At 69.9% G+C, this 14,163-nt stretch carries 13 protein-coding genes; 8 read left to right on the top strand and 5 right to left on the bottom strand.

The genetic code is table 11. The annotated features are described in order from the left end of the window. Positions 1-40: 40 nt before the first annotated feature. From J7E25_RS12760 to J7E25_RS12730, 7 genes are all read left to right on the top strand, one after another. Positions 41-1,699 (top strand): ABC transporter substrate-binding protein, encoded by a 1,659-nt coding sequence (locus J7E25_RS12760; RefSeq protein ID WP_214870491.1) that lies wholly within the window; start codon positions 41-43, stop codon positions 1,697-1,699. Next, on the top strand, positions 1,677-2,660 hold the full coding sequence (locus tag J7E25_RS12755; protein ID WP_214870490.1) for an ABC transporter permease: 984 nt from the start codon (positions 1,677-1,679) through the stop codon (positions 2,658-2,660). Before J7E25_RS12760 ends, J7E25_RS12755 begins: the two co-directional genes overlap by 23 nt. Further along, positions 2,657-3,532: an ABC transporter permease gene (locus tag J7E25_RS12750; protein ID WP_214870489.1), complete on the top strand. Its 876-nt coding sequence runs from the start codon at positions 2,657-2,659 to the stop codon at positions 3,530-3,532. The genes J7E25_RS12755 and J7E25_RS12750 overlap by 4 nt, the downstream gene beginning before the upstream one ends. Next, a complete protein-coding gene (locus J7E25_RS12745) occupies positions 3,529-5,172 on the top strand; it encodes an ABC transporter ATP-binding protein (protein WP_308164548.1) in 1,644 nt (547 codons plus the stop codon). The genes J7E25_RS12750 and J7E25_RS12745 overlap by 4 nt, the downstream gene beginning before the upstream one ends. Positions 5,173-5,299: 127 nt before the next feature. Further along, positions 5,300-7,882: a valine--tRNA ligase gene (valS, locus tag J7E25_RS12740; protein WP_214870488.1), complete on the top strand. Its 2,583-nt coding sequence runs from the start codon at positions 5,300-5,302 to the stop codon at positions 7,880-7,882. Between the two features lie 8 nt (positions 7,883-7,890). After that, positions 7,891-8,337 carry a GNAT family N-acetyltransferase gene (locus tag J7E25_RS12735; protein ID WP_214870487.1) on the top strand — a complete coding sequence of 149 codons (447 nt, stop codon included), beginning with the start codon at positions 7,891-7,893 and terminating at the stop codon, positions 8,335-8,337. Beyond that, the gene (locus tag J7E25_RS12730) at positions 8,337-8,561 is read left to right on the top strand and encodes a hypothetical protein (protein WP_214870627.1); all 225 of its coding nucleotides are present in this window, start codon (positions 8,337-8,339) and stop codon (positions 8,559-8,561) included. The genes J7E25_RS12735 and J7E25_RS12730 overlap by 1 nt, the downstream gene beginning before the upstream one ends. Before the next feature lie 10 nt (positions 8,562-8,571). Here the strand turns inward: J7E25_RS12730 and J7E25_RS12725 are convergent, their stop codons facing one another. Continuing rightward, positions 8,572-9,405 carry a methyltransferase domain-containing protein gene (locus J7E25_RS12725; protein WP_214870486.1) on the bottom strand — a complete coding sequence of 278 codons (834 nt, stop codon included), beginning with the start codon at positions 9,403-9,405 and terminating at the stop codon, positions 8,572-8,574. A 53-nt stretch (positions 9,406-9,458) separates the two neighbouring features. Here J7E25_RS12725 and J7E25_RS12720 point away from each other — a divergent pair, with 53 nt between their 5' ends. Next, positions 9,459-11,501, top strand: coding sequence for a M3 family metallopeptidase (locus J7E25_RS12720; RefSeq protein ID WP_214870485.1), 2,043 nt, complete (start codon positions 9,459-9,461; stop codon positions 11,499-11,501). On the opposite strand, the gene J7E25_RS12715 is transcribed toward J7E25_RS12720, so the two are convergent. Genes J7E25_RS12715 through sufD form a run of 4 tightly spaced genes read right to left on the bottom strand, consistent with a single transcriptional unit; the run spans position 11,502 to position 14,135 of the window. After that, positions 11,502-11,831 (bottom strand): metal-sulfur cluster assembly factor, encoded by a 330-nt coding sequence (locus J7E25_RS12715; protein ID WP_129521182.1) that lies wholly within the window; start codon positions 11,829-11,831, stop codon positions 11,502-11,504. Positions 11,832-11,840: 9 nt separating this feature from the next. Further along, on the bottom strand, positions 11,841-12,602 hold the full coding sequence (sufC, locus tag J7E25_RS12710; protein WP_214870484.1) for a Fe-S cluster assembly ATPase SufC: 762 nt from the start codon (positions 12,600-12,602) through the stop codon (positions 11,841-11,843). Positions 12,603-12,652: 50 nt separating this feature from the next. Next, positions 12,653-12,979 (bottom strand): non-heme iron oxygenase ferredoxin subunit, encoded by a 327-nt coding sequence (locus J7E25_RS12705; RefSeq protein WP_214870483.1) that lies wholly within the window; start codon positions 12,977-12,979, stop codon positions 12,653-12,655. Position 12,980: 1 nt separating this feature from the next. Beyond that, entirely contained in the window at positions 12,981-14,135 is a 1,155-nt protein-coding gene (gene sufD, locus J7E25_RS12700; protein ID WP_214870482.1) for a Fe-S cluster assembly protein SufD, read from the bottom strand. Positions 14,136-14,163: the final 28 nt, after the last annotated feature.

Here is a 14,163-nt window from a genome sequence, read left to right as displayed (position 1 = left end):
AGAGTGCCCCGACTCATCTCTCCCTCCTGCTAGGACCTCGATGCGTGCTGCTCCCGTGACCACCCGCCAGAACCGCCGATTCGGCATCCTCGCCATCGGCCTCGTGTCGATGATCGCGCTCGCCGGCTGCCAGGCCGCCGAGCCCGAGGCATCCGGCGACCCGGTCTCGGGCGGCACCCTCACCTACGCGAGCGGCGACGCCGAGCCCACGTGCCTCGACCCGCATGTGGGCGGCAACTACCCGCAAGCGCTCATCGCCGGCCAATTCCTCGAGTCGCTCGTCTCGCGTGACGCCTCGGGCGAGATCATCCCGTGGCTCGCCGACTCGTGGGAGGTCTCCTCCGACGGCCTCGTCTGGGACTTCACGCTCCGCGATGACGTGACGTTCACCGACGGCACGCCGTTCGACGCCGAGGCGGTCAAGGTGAACGTCGAGCACCTGCAGGACCCCGCGACCCAGTCGTCGACCGGCTACCTTGCTCTCGGCAAGGTCGAGCAGGTCGAGGTCGTGGACGACCTCGAGGCGCGGTTCGTGCTGAGCACGCCCGACAGCGCGCTCCTCGAGTCCCTGAGCCAGCCGTGGACCGCCATCCAGTCCCCCGCCGGCATCGCGCGCGGCATGGAGGAGAACTGCCAGGCGCCCGTCGGCACCGGCCCGTTCATCGTCGACGAGTGGGTGAAGCAAGACCACATCTCACTCGTGCGCAACGACGACTACTCGTCACCGCCCGCCGACGCCGAGCACGACGGCCCCGCCTACCTCGAGGGCATCGAGTGGCGGTTCGTGCCCGACTCCGCCTCGCGCTACGCAGCACTGCAGGGCGGCCAGGTCGACGTCATCGACAACCCGCAGCCCGACACGATCGCCGCCGCCGAGCAGGGCGACGCGTTCAAGTGGATCGACGCGCCCCGGCCCGGCGCCTCGAACCGCATCGAATTGAATTCCGGCCAGGCCCCGTTCGACGACGAGCGCGTGCGTGAGGCGTTCGTCCGCGCCGTCGACGTCAACGACGGCATCGAGGCGCTCTTCTTCGGCACCGCTGAGCGGTCCTACTCCGCGCTCTCCTCGGTGGAGGCGCTCGCCTACTCCGACGAGTCGCTGTTCGAGACCGATCTCGATCGGGCGAACGAACTCCTCGACGAAGCCGGCTGGACCGAGCGCGACGCGGAGGGCTATCGCGTGAGGGACGGCGCCCGGCTGACGCTCCGCTTCCCCGTGAGCACGAACCAGTCGATCCCCGCGGAACAGTCGCTGTTCGAGCAGGTGCAGGCCACCGCGAAGGACGCCGGTTTCGAGGTCGTCATCGAGCTCCTCGACCTCTCGGGGTGGTACGGCGCCCTGTTCGCACACGAGTATGAGATCGTGAGCGCCCCGTACACCAAGGTCGGACCCGATGTGCTGCGCATCGTCTACCACTCCGACAGCATCACCCCGGCCCCGAGCGGGTACTTCGCGAACCTCTCCCAGCTGAACGATCCTGCCGTCGACGCGCTGCTCACCGAGGCGGCCGCCACGAGCGACCCCGACGCACGCGCCGAGCTCTACGAGCAGGCGCAACAGATCATCCTGGGCGGGTACTACCTCCTGCCGCTCTACGACCAGCAGAACAGCTTCCTGCTGAGCACGAAAGTGCAGGGCGCACGCGCCATCTCCACCGTCTCGACGCCGAGCTTCTATGACGCGTGGCTCGCCGGCTGACCCCCGGGGGCAGCGGCGAGGTCGCACGATCCGCCACGCCGGCCTCCTCGTCGCCGGCGCCGTCTTCGTCATGTGGGCGGTGGCGACCCTCACCTTCTTCGCGATCCGGCTGATCCCCGGCGACCCGGCTCAAGCGATCCTCGGGGGTCCCGGCTCGCAGGCCTCTCAGGAGGCGCTCGACCAGGTGCGCCGCGACTACGGCCTCGACCAGCCGCTCATCGTGCAGTACCTCGCGATGCTCGGCCGGCTGCTCACCGGAGACCTCGGCACGTCGTACGCCCTCAAGGTGCCGGTTGCCGACCTCCTCGGCGCCCAGCTCGGCGGCACGTTGCTCCTCGCGCTCCTCTCCCTCGTGCTCGCGTGGATCCTCGCGCTCGGCCTCTCGCTCTGGTCGACCGGACGCGGACGCATCGCGACGGCCGTCGGGGAGGGCATCGAGCTGACGGCCGCAGCGCTGCCGCACTTCTGGCTCGCCGCGGTGCTCATCGCGATCTTCAGCTCAGGCCTCGGCTGGCTGCCTCCGGTCGCGACCGGCACGGCGGCAGGCCTCGTGCTCCCCGTGGTCACGCTCGCGGTGCCGCTCGCCGGGTTCCTCGCCCAGGTGATGCGCGAGAGCCTCCTCGACGCGATGCAGCAGCCCTTCGTCGTCTCCGCCCAGGCGCGCGGCGAGAGTACGACCGGCGTGCGGCTCCGGCACACCGTCCGGCACGCGGCGCTACCGGGCATCAGCCTCTCGGGCTGGGCCCTCGGATGGCTGCTCTCCGGCGCCGTCGTCGTCGAGACCATCTTCGCGATGCCCGGACTCGGCCGTACTCTGCTGCAAGCCGTCACCCTCCGCGACATCCCGGTCGTCACGGGCGTCGTGCTGCTCATCTCGCTTGTCTACGTGCTGATGACCGTGCTCACGGATGTCTCGTCGCGCATCGCCGACCCGAGGCTGCGGCAGGAGGCGAATCGATGAGCGAGCTCGAACTGCGCCAGACGACGGTCGAGGCATCCGCCGAGCATCCTCCGACCCGACGACGCGATCGGCTGCCGCGCATCGGCACGCTGCTCGCCGCCGCGTTCGTGCTGTTCCTCGCCGCCGCGACGTGCTTCCCCGGGCTCGTCGCCACCCAGGACCCCAACCAGATCGCGGCGGCCGAGGCATTCCGCCTGCCCTCGCTCGAGCACTGGTTCGGCACCGACGAATCGGGGCGCGACGTGTACAGCCGAGTCGTCGCCGGCACCGGCACGTCACTGCTCATCGGCGTGACGGCGACGGGAATCGGCCTCGCGCTCGGACTCGCCCTCGGCGTGCTCGCGAGCTTCGGAGGGCGCGCGCTCGACTTCAGCGTCAGCCGGCTCGTCGAGGTGCTGTTCGCGTTCCCCGGCCTGCTGCTCGCGCTCCTCGTGATCGTGATCTACGGGCCGGGCCCGGTCACCGCGACCATCGCTGTCGGGCTGTCGACCGCACCCGGCTATGCCCGCATCATCCGGGGCCAGCTCGTCTCGATCCGCTCGGCACAATTCGTCGAGTCCGCGCGGGTGCTCGGGCACTCCCCCGCCCGCATCCTGACCCGGCACATCGTGCCGAACGCGCTCGTGCCGATCTTCGTGCTCGCCACGCTCGGCATCGGCCAGGCGATCGTGTGGGCGTCCGCACTCAGCTATCTCGGACTCGGTGCGCAGCCGCCCGCCGCCGAGTGGGGCGCGATGCTCGCCGCCGGCCGCACCTACCTTGCCGGTGCCTGGTGGATGACCGTGTTCCCGGGCCTGATGATCGTGGGCACAACGATCGCCACGACCGTGCTCGGGCGAGCGCTCGCCCGGCGGGGCAGGATGCACTCGTGACCATCGATCCCGACTCCCCCGTGCTCGACGTCGCCGACCTTCGGGTCGCGTTCGGCGGTACCGACGTCGTGCGTGGCGTCTCGCTGCGAATCAGTCCCGGCGAATGCGTCGCGATCGTCGGCGAGTCGGGCTCGGGCAAGAGCGTCACCGCGCGTGCGCTCCTGGGGCTGGCCGGCTCGAACGCTCGCACGTCGAGCGGGCGGCTGCGGGTGCGGGGGCGAGAACTCGGTTCGGCCGGCGAGCGGGAGTGGCAGCGGGTGCGAGCACGCGACGTCGGCCTCATCCTGCAGGACGCCCTCGTGTCACTCGATCCGCTCCGTCCCGTCGGTCGCGAGATCGAGGACCCGCTGCGGCTCCACGAGCGGATGCCGCCGGCCGCCCGCCGCGCACGGGTGCTCGAACTCCTCCACCACGTCGGCATGCCCGACCCGGACCTCGCCGCGCGCCAGCGGTCGGGCGAGCTGTCGGGCGGACTCCGCCAGCGCGCGCTCATCGCCGCCGCCATCGCTCTCGACCCGCCCCTGCTCATCGCCGACGAGCCGACGACCGCGCTCGACGTGAGCGTGCAGGCGCGGATCCTCGCGCTCCTCGCCCGATTCACGGCGAACGGCACCGGCCTGCTGCTCATCAGCCACGATCTCGCGGTCGTCCAGGAGCTCGCCGACCGGATCCTCGTACTGCGCGACGGAACGGTCATCGAGGAGGGCACGGCGGCCGAGGTGCTCGGGGCGCCCCGCACCGCGTACACCCGCGCGCTCATCGCCGCGGTCCCAAGCGGCAGGCCGCGCGGCGTGCCGCTCAGCGTCATCGACCGGCCGCCCGGGGTGGCCGCTTCCGTTCCGCATGCGACCGCGCCGGCATGGCCCGACCTCGGGAACGACCGCCCGCTGCTGGAACTCGACCACGTCACCAAGGCGTTCGAGGTCGCGGGCGGGCGCTTCACCGCCGTCGATGACGTGTCGCTGAGCGTCCACCGCGGCGAGACGCTCGGACTCGTCGGCGAGTCGGGCTCGGGCAAGACCACCGTCGCGCGACTCGCGCTTGCGCTCACGAAGCCCGATTCGGGCGACGTCGTGCTCGACGGCATCGAGTGGTCGCGGCTCCGCGAGGCGGAGCGGCGTCCGATGCGCCAGCGGATCGGCGCCATCTACCAGGACGCGCTGAGCTCATTCGACCCGCGCTGGAACGTCGGCCGGATCCTCGCGGATGCGATGTCCAGCGTCGAGCGCGGCGCTCCCGCCCCGGGCGTGGCGGCACTGCTCGAGCAGGTCGGACTCGCGGCATCCGTTGCCAACCGGCGTCCGCTCACCCTGTCGGGAGGGCAGCGCCAGCGCGTCGCCATCGCTCGCGCGCTCGCCGCGTCGCCCGACGTCCTGATCTGCGACGAGCCCGTCTCGGCTCTCGACGTGACGATCCAGGCGCAGATCCTCGACCTGCTCGACGAGCTCCAGCGCTCGCGCGGGCTCGCGTGCCTCTTCATCTCGCACGACCTCGGCGTCGTGCAGCACATGGCCGACCGGGTCGCGGTGATGCAGGGCGGCAGGATCGTGGAGACCGGCGCCGCGGAGCAGGTGTTCGGGCATCCGGTGCACTCGTACACCGCGCAACTCGTCGCCGATTCACCGCGGCTCGTGCACTGACGGCCGAAGAGCTGCCAAGGGTCCCAGATCGCGCCAACGGCGCGTGCGACGGTCTCCGCTAGGCTGGATCGTCACAATCAGGCACCTCACCACAGACACGGTGCCGCCGATATCGAACCGGAGCATCATGACCGACACCCCGCGCATTCCCGACAAGCCCGCTCTCGAGGGCCTCGAATCGGTCTGGGGAGACGCATGGGAGCGCGAGGGCATCTACCGCTTCGACCGCGAATCGGCAACTCGCGGGCAGATCTACTCCATCGACACTCCCCCGCCCACGGCCTCGGGTTCGCTGCACATCGGCCACGTCTTCTCGTACACGCACACCGATGTCATCGCGCGGTTCCAGCGCATGCGGGGCCGGAGCGTGTTCTACCCGATGGGCTGGGACGACAACGGCCTGCCCACCGAGCGACGCGTGCAGAACTACTACGGCGTGCGGTGCGACCCCACCCTTCCCTACGTCGCGGGCTTCGTGCCGCCGTTCGAGGGCGGCGACGGCAAGAGCAGCAGGGCAGCCGATCAGGTGCCGATCAGCCGGCGCAACTTCATCGAGCTGTGCGAGCGCCTCACCGTCGAAGACGAGCAGCAGTTCGAGGCCCTCTGGCGCATGCTCGGCCTCTCGGTCGACTGGACGCAGACCTACCGCACGATCGGCGACGAGTCGATCTTCGCGTCGCAGCTCGCCTTCGTGCGCAACGTCGAGCGCGGCGAGGCCTACCAGGCGCTCGCCCCGACCCTCTGGGACGTCACCTTCCGCACCGCCGTCGCCCAGGCCGAGCTCGAGGACCGCGAGCAGCCCGGGCACTACCACCGGGTGACCTTCGGGCGAGCCGACGGCGATGGCATCGAGATCGAGACGAGCCGCCCCGAGCTCATCCCGGCCTGCGTGGCACTCGTGGCGCACCCCGACGACGAGCGGTATCAGGAGCTCTTCGGCACCACCGTCACGACGCCGGTCTTCGGCGTCGAGGTGCCGATCGTGGCGCACCACCTCGCCCAGAAGGACAAGGGCACCGGCATCGCCATGATCTGCACGTTCGGCGACATCACCGACGTGGTCTGGTGGCGTGAGCTCGACCTGCCGAACCGCGCGATCGTCGGCTTCGACGGCCGCATCATCACCGACACCCCTGCCGCGATCACGTCGGAGGCGGGCCGCGCCGCCTTCGCCGAACTGGCGGGCAAGACCGCCTTCTCCGCTCGCCAGGCAGTCGTCGAGCGCCTCCGCGCCTCGGGCGACCTCATCGGCGAGCCGAAGGCGATCACCCACCCGGTCAAGTTCTACGAGAAGGGCGACCGGCCGCTCGAGATCGTCTCGACGCGCCAGTGGTACCTGCGCAACGGCGCGCGTGACGAAGAGCTCCGATCACGCCTGCTCACCCACGGGCGCGAGATCGACTGGCGTCCCGACTTCATGCGCGTGCGCTACGAGAACTGGGTCGGCGGCCTCTCCGGCGACTGGCTCGTTTCCCGCCAGCGCTTCTTCGGGGTCCCGATCCCCGTCTGGTACGCGCTCGACGATGCCGGCGAGCCGCGCTTCGACGAGCCGATCGTCGCGACCCGCGAGATGCTGCCCGTCGATCCGTCGTCGACGGCGGCTCCCGGCTTCGACGAGGCGCAGCGCGGCGTTCCCGGCGGGTTCGTCGGCGAGCACGACATCCTCGACACGTGGGCGACCTCGTCGCTCACGCCGCAGCTCGCGGGCGGCTGGGAGCGCGACCCCGAGCTCTTCGAACTCGTCTTCCCCTACTCGCTGCGCCCGCAGGGCCAGGACATCATCCGCACGTGGCTGTTCTCGACGACGCTTCGCGCCGAGCTCGAGCACGGCGTGGCGCCGTGGTCCAACGCGGCGATCTCGGGATTCATCGTCGACCCCGACCGCAAGAAGATGTCGAAGTCCAAGGGCAACGTCGTCACTCCGGCGGGTCTGCTCGAGCAGCACGGCTCCGACGCGGTGCGCTACTGGGCGGCATCCTCGCGCCTCGGCACCGATGCCGCGTTCGACCCGCAGAACCCGACGCAGGTGAAGATCGGCCGGCGACTGTCCATCAAGGTGCTGAACGCGGCGAAGTTCATCCTGGGCTTCGAAGGGTCGGCGGATGCCCCGGTCACCGTGCCGATCGACCGCAGCATGCTCGCCGCGCTCGGCGAGGTCGTCGACAGTGCGACTCGGGCACTCGACGGCTACGACCACGCTCGCGCGCTCGAGACCGCCGAGACGTTCTTCTGGATGTTCTGCGACGACTACCTCGAACTCGTGAAGGAACGCGCCTATGGCGAGCCGAGCCCCGAGCAGGCCTCGGCGGTCGCGGCACTGAAGACCGCGCTCAGCGTGCTGCTCCGGCTCTTCGCCCCGGTCATCCCGTTCGCGACCGAGGAGGCCTGGCGTTGGTCGAACACGACCTCGGTGCACACGGCTCCCTGGCCGACCGAAAACGAGCTCGCCGCGCGCGGCGAAGCCGGGATCGAACTCCTCGAGCTCGCGAGCCTCGCGCTCACGGGCATCCGTCGCGCGAAGACCGATGCCAAGGCATCCCAGAAGACGCCGGTCGTGAGCGCCGCGATCGCTGCGCCCTCCGCTGCGATCACCCTGCTCGAAGCAGCGGCACCCGACCTGCGCGCGGTGGGGCGGATCGCCGAGCTCGACTTCGTCGAGGCCGACGAGTTCCATGTCCGCGACGTCGTCTTCGAGACCTCGTCGGAATAGGAGGAGCCATGACGCACGAGATCCGGATGGCCGGTGATGAGGACTTCTTCGGCTGGCTGCCGCTCTTCGAGGCCTACTGCAACTTCTACGAGACCGAACTCGATGACGCCAAGGCGCTCATCGTGTGGACCTGGATTCGCGACGAGGCCAACCCGCTCGACGCCGCGCTCGCAGTCGACGAGGAGGGGAGACCGGTGGGCCTCGCGCAGTTCCGCGCCGTTCCCGACACCCTGCGTGCGACCCGTGGCATCCACCTCGATGACCTCTATGTCGATGAGGAGCACCGCGGCGCCGGCATCGGGCGTGCGCTCATCGAGTTCGTGCACGCTCGCGCCGCCGAGCTCGGCACGGGTGGCGTGACCTGGACCACGGCGGCCGACAACGCCGAGGCGCAGCGGCTCTACGACGTGCTCGCCCGGCGCACCAGCTGGGTGACCTACGAGATGGACGCGTGATGCGACTCGGCACGCGATGGGCGTTCGGCGACGAGCCTCCGGCATCCGTTCCGGCGGAGCTCCGAGATCGCATCGCGGCCGCGGAGGATTCGCACCCGGGCGACGGCGCCGACCGTCACTGGACCCTCACCTGGCTCGAGGGGAGGCCGATCGCCGAACTCGACGACGGCACCGTCGTGCGCGACACCATCGTCGACGCCCACGACGCCGACGAGGACTGGTAGCCCGCGCTCGTCAGGCTCGACCGATGAGCTCGCCGTGCGGCATGAGGAACCATCCGTCGTCGTCGGCCGCCCAGTCGCGCCATGCCCGGGCGATCTGGCGAAGCTCCTCGGGATTCGAGTGACCCGACTCGATCGCGTGCGCCGCGAACTGCGACTCGGTCGACCGTTCGGCCCACGCGCCGCCCCACCACTCGCGCTCGAGCGCTGACGAGAAGACCCAGGTGGTGCCGCCCGCCTCGAGGTCGGAGAACCCCGCCTCCCGCGCCCAGCGCTTCAGATGGCGACCGGCGTGGGGGTCGCCGCCGTTCCAGTCGTGCACGTCGTGGTAGAGCGACAGCCACCGGGTGAGGCCCGCTGATGGGGGGCTCCAGATGATGCCGCCGTAGTCGACGTCGCGAACGGCGACGATGCCGCCCGGCTTCAGTACGCGCCGGAATTCGCGCAGCGCGTCGACCGGTCGTGCGAGATGCTGCAGCACCTGGTGTGCATGCACGACGTCGAACGTGTCGTCCCCGAAGTCGAGCGCGTAGGCGTCGCCGGCCCGGAACTCGACATTGCGCACGTCTTCGCTCTCAGCGAGGCCGTTGGCTTTCGCGACGATCTCCTCCGACGCGTCGACGCCGATGACCCTGCCGGGCCGCACGCGACGGGCGAGGTCGATCGAGATCGTGCCCGGCCCGCTGCCGACGTCGAGGATCTGGAGACCCTCCCTGAGGTGGGGCACGAGGTACGCGGCCGAGTTCTCCACGGTGCGCCAGGAGTGGATGCGAAGAACGCTCTCGTGATGACCATGGGTGTATGCGTCTCGGGGTGCGGTCTCACCGGTGCTGGCGTCTTCGTGCATACCTCGACCCTATGCTCCCGGGCGAGCCGTGCGACACGAACTATGGTGGACGCATGGGCGACCAGACGAACCCGCTCCTCGAACCGAGTCCGCTCCCGTACCTGCTTCCGCAGTTCGCCCTCATCGGGCCCGAGCACTATCGCGAGGCGATCACGATCGGCATGCGCGAGCAGCGCGAGGAGGTCGAGGCGATCGCGGCCGGCTCCGAACCCGCATCGTTCTCGAACACCATCGTCGAGCTCGAGCGATCGGGCCGACTGCTGCGGCGAGTGCTCCCCGTCTTCGAGAATGCGAGCTCGGCGAACTCAGACGAAGCGATCGACGCCATCGAGGCGGAGTTCGCGCCATTGCTCTCGGCGCACCGCGATGCGATCCGTCTCGATCCGCGGCTCTACGCCCGCATCGACACCCTCCGCGCAGCTGCAGGGCACCTCGATCTCGACGCCGAGTCGGCATACCTGCTCGAGCGCTACCACCGCGAGGCGACCCTCGCGGGCGCCGCCCTCGACGCCGCCGAGCGCGAACGACTCACCGCGCTGAACGAGCGCATTTCGACGCTCACGACCGCCTTCCAGCAGCACCTGCTCGCTGACACGAACGAACTCGCGCTCCACCTCACCGACGAGTCCGAGCTCGCGGGCCTCGATTCCGGCACCAGGTCCGCCGCGCGCGAAGCCGCGACCGCCCGCGGCCTCGACGGCTGGCTGCTCACGCTCGTGCTGCCGACGAGCCAGCCGGCGCTCGCGAACCTGACGTCGCCCGAGGTGCGCGACCGGCTCCTCGCGGCCTCGCAGGCTCGCGGATGCCGCGGAGGCGAGCATGACACACGGGCGACGCTCCTCGAGCTCGTGCGCCTCCGCGCCGAGCGGGCCCGACTCCTCGGCTTCCCGAACCATGCGGCGGCGGTCACCGCCGACGAGACGGCCGGCACGCCCGAAGCGGTCGCGGCGCTGCTCGAACGCCTCGCGCCGATCGCCGCCGACAACGCCCGCCGCGAGGCGGCGGATCTTGCAACGCGGGCGGAGCGGCTCGGGCAACGGCCCGTCGCAGCATCCGATTGGGCCTTCCTGACCGAGCAGGTCCGCGCCGAGCGGTACGCCGTCGATCTGCAGGCGATGCGCCCGTACTTCGAGTTCGAGCGCGTGCTGCGTGACGGGGTGTTCCACGCGGCGACGCTGCTCTACGGGATCCAGTTCAGCGAGCGCGCCGACCTCGTCGGGTACCACTCCGACACCCGGATCTTCGAGGTGTCCGAAGACGACGGCTCGCCCGTCGGCCTCTACCTGATCGACCCGTACACGCGCGATTCGAAGCGCGGCGGGGCCTGGATGAGCTCCCTCGTCGAGCAGTCGGAGCTCGCCGGCACGATGCCCGTCGTCGTCAACAACCTCAACGTGTCGAAGCCCGCTGCGGGCGAGCCGACGCTGCTCACGTTCGATGAGACCGAGACCCTCTTCCACGAGTTCGGCCATGCCCTCCACGGACTCTTCGCGCGCGTGACCTACCCGTCGCAGGCGGGCACGAACGTGTACCGCGACTTCGTCGAGTTCCCGAGCCAGGTGAACGAGATGTGGATGCTGCACCCCGAGGTCCTCGGCAACTACGCCGTGCATCACCAGACGGGCGAGCGGATGCCGCAGGAGCTCGTCGACCGGCTCCTCGAGTCGCGCGGCTTCAACGAGGGCTTCTCCACGACGGAGTACCTCGCTGCGGCGATGCTCGACCAGGCCTGGCATCGGCTGACTGCCGACGACATCGTCACGGATGTCGCGGCGTTCGAGCACTCGGCACTCCACGCGGCCGGGCTCGACGACGCGCTCGTGCCGCCGCGGTACGCGAGCACGTACTTCGCGCACGTCTTCGCGGGCGGTTACGACGCCGGCTACTACTCCTACATCTGGAGCGAGGTGCCGGGCGCCGACGCGGTCGAGTGGTTCGAGCAGCGCGGCGGAGCCACGCGAGAGAACGGCGAACGGTTCCGGCGCCACCTGCTCGCGATCGGCGGGAGCAAGGACCCGCTCGAGGCGTACCGGGAGTTCCGCGGGCAGGATGCCGCGATCGAGCCGCTGCTCAGACGCCGGGGACTGGCGGGTTGATCAGATCGCGAAGCCGAGGGCGCGCATCATGTCGCGTCCGTCGTCGGTGATGCGCTCAGGACCCCACGGCGGCATCCAGACCCAGTTGATGCGGAACGCGTCGACGGTGCCGTCGAGCGCCTCGGCGGTCTGCTCTTCGATAACGTCGGTGAGGGGGCATCCGGCGCTCGTGAGCGTCATGTGGATGATGAGGGCGTCGTTCTCCTCATCCCAGCCGAGGTCGTAGATGAGTCCGAGATCGACGATGTTCACGCCGAGCTCAGGATCCATGACGTCTTTCAGCGCCTCGGTGACCTGGTCGAAGCGCTCAGGTGCGAGTGAGGTGACCATGTCGGCAGTCTACTTCGCCGCGGGCTCGAGGTAGCGGTCGTAGCCCTCGTCTTCGAGACGGTCGGCGAGTTCGGGGCCGCCCTGCTCGGCGATGCGGCCGGCGACGAACACGTGCACGAAGTCGGGCGTGATGTACCGAAGGATGCGCGTGTAGTGCGTGATGAGGAGGATGCCGAGGCCGGTGTTGGCCTTCGCGCGGTTGACGCCCTCGGAAACGATCTTCAGCGCATCGACGTCGAGGCCCGAGTCGGTCTCGTCGAGCACCGCGAACTTCGGCTTCAGGAGCTCGAGCTGGAGGATCTCGTTGCGCTTCTTCTCGCCGCCCGAGAAGCCCTCGTTGACGTTGCGCTCGGCGAAGGCCGAGTCCATCTTGAGGGCCGACATCGACTCGCGCACGTCTTTCACCCAACCGCGGATCGCCGGCGCTTCGCCGTCGATCGCGGTCTTCGCGGTGCGGAGGAAGTTCGTGATCGTCACGCCCGGGATCTCGACGGGGTACTGCATCGCGAGGAAGAGGCCGGCACGCGCGCGAGCGTCGACCGACATCGCGAGCACGTTCTCGCCGTCGAGGAGGATCTCGCCCTGGACGACGTGGTACTTCGGGTGCCCGGCGATCGTGTACGCGAGGGTGGACTTGCCGGAGCCGTTCGGCCCCATGACGGCGTGGATCTCGCCCTCGTTGATCACCAGGTCGACGCCGCGGAGGATCTCGCGGGTGCCCTGGTCGGTCTCGACGTTGACGTGCAGGTTCTTGATCTCGAGAACGGACATGTTCGTGTGTGGTCTCTTTCGGTAGCCGGCCGCTCGGGCCGGAGGCTGTGTCAGACGGTCAGGGTGACCGCGGGATCGATGTGGACGCCGCCGTCGACGAGCTCGACGCGGAAGACCGGCACCGGCTCGTAGGCGGGCAGGGTGAGCGGCTTGCCCGTGCGGAGCGAGAACTTGGAGCCGTGCGCCCAGCACTCGAGGGTGTCGTCTTCGACGAACCCCTCGGCCAGCGAGATGTCGCCGTGCGTGCAGGTGTCGCCGATCGCGAAGATGTCGCCGGCCGAGTCCTTCACGACCGCGATGGGGACGCCGTCGATGACGAAGCGGGCCGCCTGGTCGACGGCCAGCTCATCGATGCTGCAGACGCGAACGAATGCCACGTCAGCTCCCCAGGAGCTCAGCCTCGATCGCGGCAGTCAGCCGCTCCTCGAGGTCGGGTGAGCCGATCTTCTGCACGATCTCCAGGAGGAAGCCGCGCACCACGAGGCGTCGCGCTTCGTCTTCGCGGATGCCGCGCGCCATCAGGTAGAACAACTGCTCGTCGTCGAATCGACCGGTCGCACTCGCGTGCCCCGCGCCGGCGATGTCGCCGGTCTCGATCTCGAGGTTCGGCACGGAGTCGGCACGCGTGCCGTCGGTGAGCACGAGGTTGCGGTTCTGCTCGTAACTGTCGGTGCCGACCGCCGCGTTGCCGATGAGCACGTCGCCGATCCACACCGTGCGGGCGCCCTGGCCTTGGAGCGCACCCTTGTAGGTGACGCGGCTGCGCGTGTGCGGGGCGTCATGGTGCACGAACACCTGCTGCTCGAGGTGCTGGCCGGCGTCGGCGAAGTACAGGCCGAGCGCCTCGATGTCGGAACCCTGCTCGGCGAGGTGGGTCGACGGGTTCACTCGCACGACCTTGCCGCCGAGCGAGACGACGATGTGCTTGAGGAAAGCGTCGCGGTCGAGGCGGGCGAAATGGCTCGCGAGGTGCACCGCGTCGTCGTTCCACTCCTGGAGCGCGACGACGGTGAGCAACGCGCCTTCGCCGACGATGATCTCGACGTTCTCCGAGAGCCGGGCGTCGCCGATGCCGCGCAGCACGACGAGGCCGCGGCTGTTCGGCGCCGCCTCGATGATCGTGTGCGCTGCGCGCGGCGTGGCGCCGAGGCCGGAGCGGGTGACCGCGACGACCTTCTCGTCTTCCCCGCTGACGGCGATGAGCAGCGCCTCGTCGAACGAGCTCCACGCGTTGGCGGCGGCCCGCTCCTCAGGGATGCCGGCGCGGCCGATGCGGGCGTCGCCGCGGCCGATCCAGGAGACCTCGACGCCCGCGGCATCCGAGGTCTCGATCTCGAGTCGCGAACCGTCGAGTTCGCCACCGGTGAGGTCGGCGAACGTGGCGACGGGCGAGAGCTTCCACTCGTGCTCGCGGCCGGTGACCTGCGCGAAGTCGTCGACGTTCACGGAGCGGAATCGCTCGGATCGCGTCTGGACGGGCACGATGGGGCCGTCGGTGTGCGGCCGGAAGCCGTGCTGCTCAGCGGTGGGCATAGCTGTGCTCTGCGTTGCGGCGGCCATT

This window comes from Agromyces sp. ISL-38 (genome assembly GCF_018613935.1).
Lineage (GTDB): Bacteria > Actinomycetota > Actinomycetes > Actinomycetales > Microbacteriaceae > Agromyces.
The sequence above is the reverse complement of the archived record's forward strand: the minus strand, read 5'-3'. Positions and strand labels throughout refer to the sequence as shown.

What these genes read in the sequence shown, in the direction of transcription:
- J7E25_RS12760 (WP_214870491.1), top strand. Translation starts at nt 41, where the DNA reads ATGCGTGCTGCTCCCGTGACCACCCGCCAGAACCGCCGATTCGGCATC.
- J7E25_RS12755 (WP_214870490.1), top strand. Translation starts at nt 1,677, where the DNA reads ATGACGCGTGGCTCGCCGGCTGACCCCCGGGGGCAGCGGCGAGGTCGC.
- J7E25_RS12750 (WP_214870489.1), top strand. Translation starts at nt 2,657, where the DNA reads ATGAGCGAGCTCGAACTGCGCCAGACGACGGTCGAGGCATCCGCCGAG.
- valS (WP_214870488.1), top strand. Translation starts at nt 5,300, where the DNA reads ATGACCGACACCCCGCGCATTCCCGACAAGCCCGCTCTCGAGGGCCTC.
- J7E25_RS12735 (WP_214870487.1), top strand. Translation starts at nt 7,891, where the DNA reads ATGACGCACGAGATCCGGATGGCCGGTGATGAGGACTTCTTCGGCTGG.
- J7E25_RS12730 (WP_214870627.1), top strand. Translation starts at nt 8,337, where the DNA reads ATGCGACTCGGCACGCGATGGGCGTTCGGCGACGAGCCTCCGGCATCC.
- J7E25_RS12725 (WP_214870486.1), bottom strand. Translation starts at nt 9,405, where the DNA reads ATGCACGAAGACGCCAGCACCGGTGAGACCGCACCCCGAGACGCATAC.
- J7E25_RS12720 (WP_214870485.1), top strand. Translation starts at nt 9,459, where the DNA reads ATGGGCGACCAGACGAACCCGCTCCTCGAACCGAGTCCGCTCCCGTAC.
- J7E25_RS12715 (WP_129521182.1), bottom strand. Translation starts at nt 11,831, where the DNA reads ATGGTCACCTCACTCGCACCTGAGCGCTTCGACCAGGTCACCGAGGCG.
- sufC (WP_214870484.1), bottom strand. Translation starts at nt 12,602, where the DNA reads ATGTCCGTTCTCGAGATCAAGAACCTGCACGTCAACGTCGAGACCGAC.
- sufD (WP_214870482.1), bottom strand. Translation starts at nt 14,135, where the DNA reads ATGCCCACCGCTGAGCAGCACGGCTTCCGGCCGCACACCGACGGCCCC.